The organism is Curtobacterium sp. YC1, from assembly GCF_016267665.1.
In the GTDB taxonomy this organism is placed as follows: domain Bacteria; phylum Actinomycetota; class Actinomycetes; order Actinomycetales; family Microbacteriaceae; genus Curtobacterium.
The window spans coordinates 1,736,441-1,749,491 of sequence record NZ_CP066341.1; the positions used below are offsets into that span (position 1 = coordinate 1,736,441).

The 13,051-nt window shown below is 70.1% G+C and carries 14 protein-coding genes; 6 read left to right on the plus strand and 8 right to left on the minus strand.

Features of this window, described 5'->3' with window-relative positions; translation table 11 throughout:
* Positions 1-9: 9 nt before the first annotated feature.
* Positions 10-1,209 carry a glycogen synthase gene (gene glgA, locus I8920_RS08225; protein ID WP_198655917.1) on the minus strand — a complete coding sequence of 400 codons (1,200 nt, stop codon included), beginning with the start codon at positions 1,207-1,209 and terminating at the stop codon, positions 10-12.
* A 47-nt stretch (positions 1,210-1,256) separates the two neighbouring features.
* Here glgA and glgC point away from each other — a divergent pair, with 47 nt between their 5' ends.
* Positions 1,257-2,498, plus strand: coding sequence for a glucose-1-phosphate adenylyltransferase (gene glgC, locus I8920_RS08230; RefSeq protein WP_198655918.1), 1,242 nt, complete (start codon positions 1,257-1,259; stop codon positions 2,496-2,498).
* Between the two features lie 81 nt (positions 2,499-2,579).
* On the plus strand, positions 2,580-3,218 hold the full coding sequence (serB, locus tag I8920_RS08235; RefSeq protein WP_198655919.1) for a phosphoserine phosphatase SerB: 639 nt from the start codon (positions 2,580-2,582) through the stop codon (positions 3,216-3,218).
* A gap of 108 nt (positions 3,219-3,326) precedes the next feature.
* Here the strand turns inward: serB and fabG are convergent, their stop codons facing one another.
* On the minus strand, positions 3,327-4,040 hold the full coding sequence (gene fabG, locus I8920_RS08240) for a 3-oxoacyl-ACP reductase FabG (RefSeq protein ID WP_198655920.1): 714 nt from the start codon (positions 4,038-4,040) through the stop codon (positions 3,327-3,329).
* Positions 4,041-4,207: 167 nt separating this feature from the next.
* Here fabG and I8920_RS08245 point away from each other — a divergent pair, with 167 nt between their 5' ends.
* From I8920_RS08245 to I8920_RS08255, 3 genes are read left to right on the plus strand one after another with little or no spacing between them, the layout of a single operon-like run.
* Entirely contained in the window at positions 4,208-4,630 is a 423-nt protein-coding gene (locus tag I8920_RS08245) for a DUF3099 domain-containing protein (protein ID WP_198655921.1), read from the plus strand.
* Entirely contained in the window at positions 4,630-4,938 is a 309-nt protein-coding gene (locus I8920_RS08250; RefSeq protein WP_232832696.1) for a hypothetical protein, read from the plus strand. Before I8920_RS08245 ends, I8920_RS08250 begins: the two co-directional genes overlap by 1 nt.
* Positions 4,935-5,900, plus strand: coding sequence for an SURF1 family cytochrome oxidase biogenesis protein (locus I8920_RS08255; RefSeq protein WP_198655922.1), 966 nt, complete (start codon positions 4,935-4,937; stop codon positions 5,898-5,900). Before I8920_RS08250 ends, I8920_RS08255 begins: the two co-directional genes overlap by 4 nt.
* 220 nt (positions 5,901-6,120) lie before the next feature.
* Here the strand turns inward: I8920_RS08255 and I8920_RS08260 are convergent, their stop codons facing one another.
* Entirely contained in the window at positions 6,121-7,719 is a 1,599-nt protein-coding gene (locus I8920_RS08260) for an ABC-F family ATP-binding cassette domain-containing protein (RefSeq protein ID WP_198655923.1), read from the minus strand.
* A gap of 116 nt (positions 7,720-7,835) precedes the next feature.
* Here I8920_RS08260 and I8920_RS08265 point away from each other — a divergent pair, with 116 nt between their 5' ends.
* Positions 7,836-8,435: a biotin transporter BioY gene (locus I8920_RS08265; RefSeq protein WP_198655924.1), complete on the plus strand. Its 600-nt coding sequence runs from the start codon at positions 7,836-7,838 to the stop codon at positions 8,433-8,435.
* 310 nt (positions 8,436-8,745) lie between these two features.
* On the opposite strand, the gene I8920_RS08270 is transcribed toward I8920_RS08265, so the two are convergent.
* The 5 genes from I8920_RS08270 to sufB form a co-directional block, all read right to left on the minus strand.
* A complete protein-coding gene (locus I8920_RS08270) occupies positions 8,746-9,075 on the minus strand; it encodes a metal-sulfur cluster assembly factor (protein WP_198655925.1) in 330 nt (109 codons plus the stop codon).
* A complete protein-coding gene (sufC, locus tag I8920_RS08275; RefSeq protein ID WP_198655926.1) occupies positions 9,075-9,848 on the minus strand; it encodes a Fe-S cluster assembly ATPase SufC in 774 nt (257 codons plus the stop codon). The genes I8920_RS08270 and sufC overlap by 1 nt, the downstream gene beginning before the upstream one ends.
* Before the next feature lie 78 nt (positions 9,849-9,926).
* Positions 9,927-10,253, minus strand: coding sequence for a non-heme iron oxygenase ferredoxin subunit (locus I8920_RS08280; protein WP_372454437.1), 327 nt, complete (start codon positions 10,251-10,253; stop codon positions 9,927-9,929).
* Positions 10,253-11,533, minus strand: a complete 1,281-nt coding sequence (gene sufD, locus I8920_RS08285) for a Fe-S cluster assembly protein SufD (RefSeq protein ID WP_232832697.1) — start codon at positions 11,531-11,533, stop codon at positions 10,253-10,255. Before sufD ends, I8920_RS08280 begins: the two co-directional genes overlap by 1 nt.
* Entirely contained in the window at positions 11,534-12,952 is a 1,419-nt protein-coding gene (gene sufB, locus I8920_RS08290; RefSeq protein ID WP_198655927.1) for a Fe-S cluster assembly protein SufB, read from the minus strand.
* Positions 12,953-13,051: the final 99 nt, after the last annotated feature.

The following is a 13,051-nucleotide window of genomic DNA, read 5'->3' on the forward strand; positions in this document are numbered from 1 at the left end:
GCCCCCAGCCTACGGCTTCTGCCCGAGCACCTGGTCGTAGACCTGCCGTGTCCTGGTGGCGATCGCGTCCCACGTGAACTCGGTCTCGACGCGCAGCCGCCCGGCGCGCCCCATGAGCTTCGCCAGCCCCTCGTCGGCGAGCACCTCGGTGAGGGTCGCGGCCAGGTCGGCGACGAAGCGGTCGGGGTCGGTCGGGGTGCCGGTGCCGTCCTGCACCTGGTCGATCGGGACGATGCGCCCGGTCAGACCGTCGGCGACGACCTCGGGGATGCCCCCGGTGCCGGTGCCCACGACGGGGATCCCGCAGGCCATGGCCTCGAGGTTCACGATGCCGAGCGGCTCGTACACCGACGGGCAGACGAACACGGTGCCCGACGAGAGCACGTTGACGATCTCCTGGTGGGCGAGCATCCGGTCGATCCACACGACGCCCTCGCGCTGTTCGCGCAGCGAGGAGACGAGTTCGGTGACCTCGGCGAGGATCTCCGGCGTGTCCGGCGCGCCGGCGCACAGCACGATCTGCACGTCCTCCGGCAGCGACGCGACGGCGCGCAGCAGGTAGGGCAGGCCCTTCTGGCGGGTGATGCGCCCGACGAACACGACCGAGCGCTTCGACGGGTCGATCCCGAGCGAGCGGACGGCGTCCTCGTCGACGGTGGGCTTCCACTCGTCGATGTCGATGCCGTTGTAGACGACGTGCACCTTCGCGGGGTCGATCGACGGGTACGAGCGGAGGATGTCCGCGCGCATCGCCTTCGACACCGCGATGACACCGTCGGCGTGTTCGAACGCCTCGCGCTCCATCCAGCTCGACAAGCGGTAGCCGCCGCCGAGCTGCTCGGCCTTCCACGGGCGCAGGGGCTCGAGGCTGTGGGCGGTGACCACGTGCGGGATGCCGTAGGTCAGCTGCGCGATCCGGCCCGCCGAGTTCGCGTACCAGGTGTGGGAGTGCACCAGGTCGGCGCCCTCGACGTCGGCGGCGATGGCCACGTCGGTCCCGAGGGCCTGCAGCGCGCCGTTCGCCTGACCGAGCCCGTCCGGGGTCCGGTAGGACCACACGTCGGCTTCGTCTCGGAAGGCCCCGAAGGCCCGGACACGGACGTCGGTGTCGGTTCCCGACCGCAACGCGGCGGTGAGTTCGGACACGTGGACACCCGCTCCGCCGTAGACCTCCGGCGGATACTCCCTGGTCAGCAGATCGACTCGCACTGGTTCAAGGTAACCGGTTCCCAGTGCTGACGCCTACTGTGAGCGGCATGGCACCAAAGAAGGTCTTCGGCATCGTGCTCGCTGGCGGCGAGGGCAAACGACTCATGCCGCTCACAGCAGATCGCGCGAAGCCCGCCGTCCCGTTCGGCGGCAACTTCCGTCTCATCGACTTCGCACTGTCCAACCTCGTCAACTCCGGTCTCCAGAAGATCGTCGTCCTGACCCAGTACAAGTCGCACAGTCTCGACCGGCACGTCGCGGAGACGTGGCGCATGGAGGGGCTGCTCGGCTCCTACGTGGCGTCCGTCCCCGCGCAGCAGCGGCTCGGCAAGCGCTGGTTCGCCGGTTCGGCCGACGCGATCCTGCAGTCGCTCAACCTGCTGCGCGACGAGCGACCCGACGTCGTGGTCGTCGTCGGCGCCGACCACGTGTACCGGATGGACTTCCACCAGATGGTCGAGGCGCACATCGCCTCCGGCCGCAGTGCCACGGTCGCGGCCATCCGCCAGCCGATCGGGCTCGCCGACCAGTTCGGCGTCATCCAGGTGGCCGAGGACGACCCGACGAAGATCGCGGCGTTCCTCGAGAAGCCGAAGGACGCGGTCGGCCTGGCCGACTCCCCCGGCGAGGTCCTCGCGTCGATGGGCAACTACGTCTTCGACGCCGACGCCCTGGTCGACGCCGTCCTCCGCGACGGTCAGCTCGAGACGTCGAAGCACGACATGGGTGGCGACATCGTCCCCGACTTCGTGAACCGCGGCGACGCCGGCGTCTACGACCTGCAGCGCAACGAGGTGCCGGGGTCCACCGACCGCGACAAGTACTACTGGCGCGACGTGGGCACCATCGACTCGTTCTTCGACGCCCACATGGACCTCATCGCACCGGTCCCGGTCTTCAACCTGTACAACCAGGACTGGCCGATCTTCAACCAGCAGACGAACCTGCCCCCGGCGAAGTTCGTCCGCGACGCGAACGGCAACACCGGCTCCACGGTGGACTCCCTCGTGTCGCTGGGCTGCCTGGTGTCCGGGGCGCAGGTCGAGCGCAGCATGATCGGCTCGTGGTGCTCGATCGACTCGGGCGCGAAGGTGCTCGACTCGATCGTCTTCGAGCGGGCGACGATCGGTGCCGGCGCGGTCGTGAACCGCGCCATCCTCGACAAGGACGTCGTCATCGCGCCCGGTGCGCAGGTCGGCATCGACCGTGAGACCGACGAGGCCCGCGGCTTCACCGTCACCACGTCGGGCATCACCGTGGTCGGCAAGGGCGTGCGCGTCGACGCGTAGCGCGTCACAGGGCACCGGATCGGAGGCACGGCTCGCGTCACACGACGCGGCCGTGCCTCCGTCTGTCGGTACCGTTGGTGCGTGCCCCGCTTCCTCGTCGTCCTCGATGCCGATTCCACGCTCCTCGAGGACGAGGTGATCGAACTGCTGGCGGACGCCGCCGGGACCCGACCACAGGTCGCCGCGATCACGGAGCGCGCCATGCACGGCGAGATCGACTTCGCCGCGAGCCTCCGGGAGCGTGTCGCGACGCTGGCGGGCCTCCAGGCCGACGTCTTCGCCCGCGCACAGCGGGCGGTCCGCGTCACGCGGGGCGCCGACGCGCTCGTCCGCGGCGTGCACGCCGCAGGCGGCACGGTCGGCGTGGTGTCCGGCGGGTTCCACGAGGTGCTCGACCCGTTCGCGGAACGGCTGGGGCTCGACCACTGCCGCGCCAACCGGCTCGAGGTGCGCGACGGGGTGCTCACCGGGCGGGTGCTCGGCGGGATCGTCGACGCGCACGCCAAGGCCGTCGCGCTGCGCGAGTGGGCCGACGCGGACGGTGTGGACGCGGTGCGGACCGTGGCGGTCGGCGACGGCGCGAACGACCTCGAGATGATGCGGGTCGCGGCCCTGTCCGTGGCCTTCGACGCGAAGCCGCGGGTGCGGGAGCAGGCCGACGTGTCGGTCGTCGACCGCGACCTGTCGGTCGTGCTCGCGGCGCTCGGCCTGCGCGGCTGAGCGCGCCGGGCGCACCCGTCGCTTCGACGCTTCGCGCTCGGCGACAGGTCACGCGCACGCGTGCCCGTGGAGTGTCGCCCAGCGCGAGACCACGTGCCGGCGGCGCGCCTAGTGCCCCATGCCCAGGCCGCCGTCGACCGGGATGATCGCACCGGAGACGTACCCGGCCCCGTCGCTGGCCAGGAAGAGCGTGGCGTCGGCGACGTCGTCCACGGTGCCGTAGCGGGCGGCCGGGATCGCCTTCTTGAACTCGGCCTGCAGCTCGTCGGACAGCGCCGCCGTCATGTCGGTCTGGATGAAGCCCGGGGCGACGACGTTCGCCGTGATGCCGCGCGACCCGAGCTCGCGGGTGATCGAGCGGGCCATGCCGACCAGCGCCGCCTTCGACGAGGCGTAGTTGACCTGGCCGATCTGGCCGTAGGCACCGACGACGCTCGACATGAGCACGATGCGGCCGAACTTCGCCTTCATCATGCCCTTCGTGGCGCGCTTGACGACGCGGAAGGTGCCCGTGAGGTTCGTGTCCACGACGCTCGTGAAGTCGTCCTCGGACATGCGGAGCAGCAGCTGGTCGTTCGTGATGCCGGCGTTGGCGACGAGCACCTCGACGGGGCCGTACTCGGCCTCGACCTGCGTGAAGGCGGCGTCGACCGAGGCCGTGTCGGTGATGTCGGCCTGCACGGTCAGGGCGCCCTCGGGTCCGCCCTGGCCGCTCCGCGAGGTGACCGCGACCCGGTGGCCGGCGGCGACGAACCGCTCGGCGAGGGCGCGGCCGATGCCACGGTTGCCGCCGGTGATGAGGACGGTACGGGGGGTGCTCATGGTCGCTCCGTTCGGTGGGGTGGGGTCGTGTCGATCGGCGCCGAGTGCCCGGCTGACACGCCCGGACGAGCGTACCGGAGCCGGTCCGTCCACCGGTTCGCGCGCGGCGCGAGCACGATCCACCTGACGGGCTTAGGCTTGACCACGGGTAGACGGAGACCATCTGTATGAAGAGCACGAACACGAGCATCACCTCGCTCCCGGACACGCCGGAGCAGGACCGGGCGCACCGCCTGTCCCGCTACGTCTGGCAGATGGCCGTGCGGGTCGTCCTCTTCATCGCGGCCGTGCTCATCTGGACCACGTGGCACTCGTGGATCGTCGCGATCCCGATCGTCCTGGCCGCCGTGATCCCCTGGGTCGCCGTCGTCATCGCCAATGCGGGCAGCCGCACCGAGAGCGACATGATCTCCCCCGCCGGTGCCATCGAGCTCTACGACGCCGTCGACCCGCGCCTGCGCGAACAGCAGGAGGACGCCCGGGCACAGGCCTACCGCGACGAGCAGGACCGTCTGCGGCAACAGGCGCAGCACGCCCAGGACGAGTGGCAGCGCAACGGCGACCGGTCGAAGATGTGGGGCCACCGCTGATGGGGGCGACCTTCGACCTGCAGACCGAGCCGGGGTCGACCCCGGTGTGCTCCCGCGCCGGCTGCACCTCGACCGCCGCGTGGCGGATCAACTGGCGCAACCCCCGCATCCACGCGACCGACCGCGTCAAGATCTGGGCGGCGTGCGAGGAGCACCGCGACTTCCTGGCGGACTACCTGCGCTCGCGTTCCTTCCCGGTGCGCGTCACCGGCATGCACGAGGACGTCGACCGCCTCGACGACGAACGCGACCCGGCGGCCACCCCCAAGAACGACGTCGGGGTGCGCTCCACCGGCACCACGCGATGACGCAGGACTTCGATCCGCAGTCGCGCTACGGCCGGAAGCACGCCGCACAGCTGCAGCGCGCCGCCGCGGCGGACGACCGCGCCGATGCGGGCCGCGACCCGGACGAGCCGTTCGTCGGGTGGCGCTTCGTCCGCAGCCGTCGCTGGCTCGGGTACTTCGCCATCGCCGTGGCCTTCGCCGTCGTCTGTGCCCTGTTCGGCATGTGGCAGTGGGACCGCCGCAACGAAGCCGTCCGGCAGAACGCGCAGGTCGCACAGAACTACGACCATGCGCCGGTCCCCCTCGACCAGGCGCTGCCGCAGGCCTCGAGCTGGCAGGACGACCAGGAGTGGCTCCGCGTCTCGGTGACGGGCCAGTACGACGTCGACGCCCAGCTGCTCGTCCGCAACCGCGTGCACAACGGCCAGCCCGGGTTCGAGGTCCTGACCCCCCTGGTCACCGACACGGGCCGGGCGTTCATCGTCGACCGCGGGTGGGTGCCGACCGGCAACGCGCAGGACGCGCCCGACCACGTCCCCGCGCCACCCTCGGGTGAGGTGACGGCCGTCGTCCGTCTGCAGGAGAGCGAACCACGCATCCCGGGCCGTTCCGACCCGGCCGAGTCCGACCAGGTGCAGTCGGTCACGCTCGACGACGTCGCCGCCAAGGTGGACACCCCGATCTGGACGGGTGCCTACGGGCAGCTCGCCTCGGAGTCCCCGGCCCCCGTCGAGGCCCGCCCCCTCGGCTGGGAACGCCCGAACGCCGACACCGGGCTGCACTTCAGCTACTTCATCCAGTGGTTCCTGTTCGCCGCCGGTGGCTTCGGGTTCCTGGCGTACGTGATGGTGCAGGAGTACCGGAACCTCAACCAGGACGACCCCGAGGAACGCGAACGCGCCCAGGAACGGCAGCGCCGCAAGGACGCCAAGCCGAAGACCGACGACGAGATCGAGGACGAACTCATCGCGTCCCGCCGCTGACGCGGCCCTCTCGCGGGGCCGGAAGACGCCGTCGTCTCCGGAGGACGCCTCCGGATCCGGCGGCGTCTCGACGACCGCGCGGCGTCCCCACATCACGCCGTCGTCTCCGCCTCCGACACGCGACCACGCGACGGACGGGAGGCCCGTGGCGGCGCCGCCACGGGCCTCCAGTCCGTCAGTGGGTCACGTCGGGAGGCGTGCCGCCCCGGCGCCGCCTCGCCTAGGCGAGCTCGATGAGCTCCGCGTAGTCCTTGTTCCAGTGGTCCTCGGTGCCGTCCGGCAGCAGCAGCACGCGCTCCGGGTTGAGCGCCTCGACCGCACCGGCGTCGTGCGACACCAGGACGACAGCGCCCTCGAAGCCGGCCAGCGCGCCGAGGATCTCCTCGCGCGATGCCGGGTCCAGGTTGTTCGTCGGCTCGTCGAGCAGCAGCACGTTCGCACCCGAGACCACGATCATCGCGAGCGACAGTCGGGTCTTCTCACCGCCGGAGAGCACGCCGGCCTTCTTGTAGCCGTCGTCACCGGTGAACAGGAAGGACCCGAGGACACGACGGGCCTCGGTCTCGTTGAGCTCCGACGACGCCGACACCATGTTCTCGATGACAGTGCGGTTGACGTCGATGTTCTCGTGCTCCTGCGCGTAGTACCCGATGCGCAGACCGTGGCCGGGCAGGATCTCGCCGGTGTCGGGCTGGTCGGTGCCGGCGAGGATCCGCAGCAGCGTCGTCTTGCCGGCACCGTTGAAGCCCAGGATGACCACGCGCGAGCCGCGGTCGATCGCCAGGTCGACCCCGGCGAAGATCTCGAGCGACCCGTAGGACTTCGACAGGCCCTCGGCCATCAGCGGGGTGCGCCCGCACGGCACCGGGGTCGGGAACCGGAGCTTGGCGACGCGGTCGGCGACACGCTCGTCCTCGAGGCCGGCGAGCAGCTTGTCGGCGCGCGCGACCATCTGGTGCGCCGCGGCGGCCTTCGACGCCTTCGCACCGAAGCGTGCGGCCTGGTCCTTGAGGGTCGCGGCCTTCTTCTCGGCGTTCGCGCGCTCCTTGCGGCGGCGCTCCTCGTCGGCGGCGCGCTGCCGCTGGTAGAGCTTCCACCCCATGTTGTAGACGTCGATCGACTGGCGGTTGGCGTCGAGGTAGAAGACGCGGTTGACGACCTCGTCGACCAGCTCCACGTCGTGGGAGATGATGATGACGCCGCCGGCGTAGGTCTTCAGGTGCTCACGGAGCCACACGACCGAGTCGGCGTCCAGGTGGTTGGTCGGCTCGTCGAGGATCATCGTCTCGGCGTCCGAGAACAGGATCCGGGCGAGCTCGATGCGGCGGCGCTGACCACCCGAGAGCGTCTTGAGCTGCTGGTCGAGGATGCGGTCCGGCAGCTTGAGGTTCGAGGCGATCGACGCGGCCTCGGCCTCGGCCGCGTAGCCACCGAGCGCGTTGAACTGGTCGTCGAGCCGGCTGTACCGACGCATCGCCTTCTCGGCGACGGCGGGGTCGTCGCTCGCCATGTCGAGCGTCGCCAGCCGGATGCCCTCCACGAGCTCACCGAGCCCGCGGGCGTCGAGGATGCGCTTGCGCGCGGTCTCCTCCGGGTCGCCCGAGCGCGGGTCCTGCGGCAGGTACCCGATCTCGCCGCCGCGGTCGATGGTGCCGCCCGTCGGCTGGGTCTCCCCCGCCAGGGCCTTGGTCATCGTCGTCTTCCCCGCGCCGTTGCGGCCGACGAGTCCGATCTTGTCGCCCTTCTCGACACGGAAGGACACACCCTCCATGAGGAGACGAGCTCCGACGCGGATCTCGAGTTCGTGCACGGCAAGCACAGTGGACGTCCAATCAGTTGGTGGGTTTGCACAACGACGTGTGCGTGAGGTGCACCGCTACGCTGACGGGACCGATGGTTCCAGAACGGGACCAGCAGTCCATTCTAGGAGAATCCATGACGAACGCCACCGGGTTCGCTCCCCGCGCAGTCCTCGCCGACCGTCTGCGGACGCACGGGCTGGCCACCGACGCCGCCCTGGTCGCGGGTGGAGCCCTGTTCACCGCCGCGATGGCGCAGCTCGAGGTGCCGATGTGGCCGGTCCCGGTCACGGGGCAGACCCTGGCCGTGGTACTCGTCGGTGCGACCCTCGGCGCACGTCGCGGCATGCTCTCCCTGCTCGTCTACGCGGTCGCCGGACTCGCCGGCGCTCCGTTCTTCGCCGGGTTCTCGGGCGGGTTCGCCGCCCTGGCGTCGCCGAGCTTCGGCTACGTCCTCGGGTTCATCCCGGCCGCCGGCCTCGTCGGCTGGCTCGCGCGCCGCAACTGGGACCGCCACGTCGGTCGGGCGGCCGTGGCGATGCTCCTCGCGAGCGCGATCCCGTTCGTCACGGGTCTGCCCTACCTGGCCCTCGCGCTCGGCCAGCTCGGCGCCCCGAACGACCTGCAGTCCGTGCTCGCAGCCGGCCTGTACCCGTTCATCGTCGGCGGCGTCGCCAAGGCCCTCATCGCGGCGGGCGTCCTGCCCCTCGCGTGGAAGGCACTCGGCCGCCGCTGACGCCTGGCGCGACGACGGCCCCGCACCGATCGGTGCGGGGCCGTTCTGCGTCCGGTGCGGTGCGGTACGCCGAAGGAGCCACGCCGCGTGTGCGGCCCGTCCGACGGTCACGACTCACCGTTACCCGGACCCCCGGTGGTCACGTCCGGTCGCCTGGCGCGCCGGCAGCCGACAGGGCGCGACCACTCGGCGAACGTGAGCGGGTGGTCACGACCGCTCGGCGGCGCGCCCCGCGCGTGGCGTGCGCACAGACGGACGGGAGGCGCGGTGCCAGCTGGCACCGCGCCTCCCGTCCGTCAGGGGGTCGCGACTAGATCGCGAACCCGAGGGCGCGCATCATCTCGCGCCCGTCGTCGGTGATCCGCTCCGGACCCCACGGCGGCATCCAGACCCAGTTGATGCGGAAGGCGTCCACGATGCCGTCGAGGGCGTTGGCGGTGTCGCCCTCGATGACGTCGGTGAGCGGGCAGCCGGCGCTGGTGAGCGTCATGCTGATGACCAGGGCGTTCGCCTCGTCGTCCCAGGCGAGGTCGTAGATCAGGCCGAGGTCGACGATGTTGACGCCGAGCTCCGGGTCCTGGACCTCCTTGAGGCCCTCGACGACCTCGTCGAACTTCTCGGGTGCGAGTGCCGCGATCATCAGGCCTGCGCCTCGGCGGCTGCGGCCTGCACGTAGCGGTCGTAGCCCTCGTTCTCCAGGCGCTCGGCGAGCTCCGGGCCACCCTGCTCGGCGACCTTGCCCGCGACGAACACGTGCACGAAGTCGGGCTTGATGTAGCGGAGGATGCGCGTGTAGTGCGTGATGAGCAGCACGCCGAGGCCGGTGGCGGCCTTGGCGCGGTTGACGCCCTCGGACACGATCTTCAGCGCGTCGACGTCGAGGCCGGAGTCGGTCTCGTCGAGCACGGCGAACTTCGGCTTGAGGAGCTCGAGCTGCATGATCTCGTGGCGCTTCTTCTCGCCACCGGAGAAGCCCTCGTTGACGTTGCGCTCGGCGAACGACGCGTCCATCTTCAGGTCCGTCATCGACTGGCGGAGCTCCTTGATCCACCCACGCAGGGCCGGGGCCTCGCCGTCGATCGCGGTCTTGGCGGTGCGCAGGAAGTTCGACACCGTGACGCCGGGGATCTCGACCGGGTACTGCATCGCGAGGAACATGCCGGCACGGGCGCGCTCGTCGACGCTCATCGCCAGGACGTCCTCGCCGTCGAGGGTGATCGAGCCGCCGACCACGTTGTACCGCGGGTGCCCGGCGATCGTGTACGCCAGGGTCGACTTGCCGGAGCCGTTCGGCCCCATGATCGCGTGGATCTCGCCCTCGTTGATGGTGAGGTCGACACCCTTCAGGATCTCCTTGGTGCCCTGATCGGTGTCGATCGAGACCTTGAGATCACGGATTTCCAGAGTGGACATTGCGTTCCTTCGGTTGCAGCTGTGGTGCGGCGTCAGCCGCGGGAAGTGTGGGGACGACCGATGCCGGCCGCCGTCCGGTCAGTCGACCGGGACGACGTCCTGCACGTCGACGTAGACGTCGCCGTCACGGACCTCGACCCGGAACACCGGGACGGGCTCGTAGGCCGGGAAGTTCTGCGGCTTGCCGGTGGTCAGCGAGAAGCGGGACCCGTGGGCCCAGCACTCGAGCGCGTCACCCTCGACGAAGCCCTCGGCGAGCGAGATGTCGCCGTGGGTGCACGTGTCGCCGATGGCGTGCACGGTGCCCGCCGAGTCCTTGACGATCGCGACGGCGGTACCGCCGACGACCACCCGCATCGGGCTGTCCACCGCGATGTCGGCTTCGGCGCAGACCTTCTCGGCCATCAGGCGTCGGCCCCCGTCGGAGCGGCCGTGGCCGGTGCTGCGACGGCCGTACGACCCTCGGCGAGTTCCTGCTCGACGGCCGCGATGAGGCGTTCCTCGAGCTCCGGTGCACCGATCTTCTGGATGATCTCGACCAGGAAGCCGAGCACGACCAGACGGCGGGCCTCTTCTTCCGGGATGCCACGGGCCTGCAGGTAGAACAGCTGCTCGTCGTCGAAGCGTCCGGTCGCACTCGCGTGCCCGGCGCCCTCGATGTTGCCCGTCTCGATCTCGAGGTTCGGGATGCTGTCGGCACGGGTGCCGTCGGTCAGCACGAGGTTGCGGTTCTGCTCGTACGAGTCGGTGCCGTCGCCCGCCCGGCCGATCAGCACGTCGCCGATCCACACCGTGTGCGCGCCCTCGCCCTGCAGCGCGCCCTTGTAGTTGACGCGGCCGCGGGTGTTCGGTGCGTCGTGGTTCACGTACACCTGCTGCTCGATGTACTGACCGGCGTCGGCGAAGTACACGCCGTACATCTCGGTGTCGGCGCCCTGCGCACCCAGGTGCGTCGAGGGGTTCACCCGGACGACGTCGCCGCCGAGCGAGACAACGACGTGCTTGAGGAAGGCGTCACGGCCGACCTCGGCGAAGTGCGTGGAGACGTGCACGGCGTCGTCGTCCCAGTCCTGCAGGCTGACGACCGTGAGGCGCGCGCCCTCGTGGACGACGATCTCGACGTTCTCGCTCAGCAGCGCACTGCCGCGGTTGTCGAGCACGACGATGCCCTGCGCGTGCGCCTCGGCCGTGATGACCGTGTGCGCCGCACGGGGCTGGGGACCGAAGTCCGAACGGGTCAGCGTGATGAACTCGTTCGCCTCGGTCGCGGTGATCGTCACGGCGAGCACCGCGTCGCGGGAGGTCCAGGCCGCGGCCGCAGCGCGGTCCTCGGGCAGGCCAGCCGTGCCGACGCGCGGGTCGTCGCTGCGACCCCACTCGACGTCGGCGCCCTCGGACTGACGCGCGAGGTACGGGTAGGCGGATCCGTCGAGCCCGCCGTCCAGCAGCGGCTGGAGCTTCGTCAGGGGCGCGAACTTCCAGTTGACCTCTCGGCCGGTGACCGTCGGGAACGCGTCGACGTCGCCGGACTGGAACCGCTCGGAGCGGGTCTGGACCGGGACCTTGGAGTCAGGGGCGTCCCAGCCGCCGTCGGAGTGGGCTCCGGCGCCGTGCTGGGTGCCACCCTGTGCGGAGGCAGCGGGCTCGATCGGCTGGTCGATGTGGGGAGGGGTGGTGCTGGACATCTAGCCGACGGATCCTTCCATGCTCATCTCGATGAGCTTGTTGAGTTCGAGTGCGTACTCCATCGGGAGCTCACGGGCGATCGGCTCGATGAACCCGCGGACGATCATCGCCATCGCCTCGTCCTCCGCCATCCCGCGGGACATCAGGTAGAACAGCTGCTCCTCGCTGACGCGGGAGACGGTTGCCTCGTGCCCGAGCTGGACGTCGTCGACGCGGATGTCGATCGCCGGGTAGGTGTCGCTGCGGCTGATCGTGTCGACGAGCAGCGCGTCGCAGCGCACGGTGTTGGCAGCGTGGTGCGCGGCCGGGTCGACCCGGACCTCACCGCGGTAGCCCGCACGACCGCCACCGCGTGCGATCGACTTCGAGACGATCGACGACGTCGTGTACGGCGCCATGTGGACCATCTTCGCGCCGGCGTCCTGGTGCTGGCCGGGGCCGGCGAAGGCGACGGACAGGGTCTCGCCCTTGGCGTGCTCACCGGCGAGGTAGATCGACGGGTACTTCATCGTCACCTTGGAGCCGATGTTGCCGTCGATCCACTCCATCGTGGCGCCCTCGTGCGCGATCGCACGCTTGGTCACCAGGTTGTAGACGTTGTTCGACCAGTTCTGGATCGTCGTGTAGCGCACGCGGGCGTTCTTCTTCACGATGATCTCGACGACGGCCGAGTGCAGCGAGTCCGACTTGTAGATCGGGGCGGTGCAGCCCTCGATGTAGTGGACGTACGAGTCTTCGTCCGCGATGATCAGCGTCCGCTCGAACTGGCCCATGTTCTCGGTGTTGATCCGGAAGTAGGCCTGCAGCGGGATCTCGACGTGCACGCCCTTCGGCACGTAGACGAAGGACCCACCGGACCAGACGGCCGTGTTCAGCGCGGCGAACTTGTTGTCGCCGGCCGGGATCACGGTGCCGAAGTACTCCTCGAACAGCTCCGGGTGCTCGCGCAGCGCCGTGTCGGTGTCCATGAAGATGACGCCCTGCTCCTCCAGGTCCTCGCGGATCTGGTGGTAGACGACCTCGGACTCGTACTGGGCGGCGACGCCGGCGACCAGGCGCTGGCGCTCGGCCTCCGGGATGCCGAGCTTCTCGTACGTCTCGCGGATGTCCTCGGGGAGGTCCTCCCACGACTGCGCCTGCTTCTCGGTGGAGCGCACGAAGTACTTGATGTTGTCGAAGTCGATGCCCGTCAGGTCGGCACCCCACGTCGGCATCGGCTTGCGACCGAAGAGCTGCAGCCCCTTGAGGCGGTTCTTCCGCATCCACTCGGGCTCGTCCTTGAGGGCGGAGATGTCGGTGACGACCTCTTCCGAGATCCCACGACGGGCGGAGGCCCCGGCCGAGTCGGAGTCGGACCAGCCGAACTCGTATTGGCCGAGCCCTTCGAGCTCTGGACGGTCGATGAGCACGTCGGACATGGTCTCCTCGTTTCCTTCTCGCGGACAGCGTTCTCAGGTGTGAACCCGTGGCGTCTGGACGCCATTCCACCGCAGACCGCCGACAGGCGGACACGGTGC

Bases quoted from the DNA above. Each gene is read 5' to 3' on its own strand.
- glgC (WP_198655918.1), top strand. From the start codon at position 1,257: ATGGCACCAAAGAAGGTCTTCGGCATCGTGCTCGCTGGCGGCGAGGGC.
- I8920_RS08265 (WP_198655924.1), top strand. From the start codon at position 7,836: ATGACGAACGCCACCGGGTTCGCTCCCCGCGCAGTCCTCGCCGACCGT.
- sufD (WP_232832697.1), bottom strand. From the start codon at position 11,533: ATGTCCAGCACCACCCCTCCCCACATCGACCAGCCGATCGAGCCCGCT.
- I8920_RS08245 (WP_198655921.1), top strand. From the start codon at position 4,208: ATGAAGAGCACGAACACGAGCATCACCTCGCTCCCGGACACGCCGGAG.
- sufB (WP_198655927.1), bottom strand. From the start codon at position 12,952: ATGTCCGACGTGCTCATCGACCGTCCAGAGCTCGAAGGGCTCGGCCAA.
- I8920_RS08280 (WP_372454437.1), bottom strand. From the start codon at position 10,253: ATGGCCGAGAAGGTCTGCGCCGAAGCCGACATCGCGGTGGACAGCCCG.
- I8920_RS08250 (WP_232832696.1), top strand. From the start codon at position 4,630: ATGGGGGCGACCTTCGACCTGCAGACCGAGCCGGGGTCGACCCCGGTG.
- fabG (WP_198655920.1), bottom strand. From the start codon at position 4,040: ATGAGCACCCCCCGTACCGTCCTCATCACCGGCGGCAACCGTGGCATC.
- I8920_RS08255 (WP_198655922.1), top strand. From the start codon at position 4,935: ATGACGCAGGACTTCGATCCGCAGTCGCGCTACGGCCGGAAGCACGCC.
- sufC (WP_198655926.1), bottom strand. From the start codon at position 9,848: ATGTCCACTCTGGAAATCCGTGATCTCAAGGTCTCGATCGACACCGAT.
- I8920_RS08270 (WP_198655925.1), bottom strand. From the start codon at position 9,075: ATGATCGCGGCACTCGCACCCGAGAAGTTCGACGAGGTCGTCGAGGGC.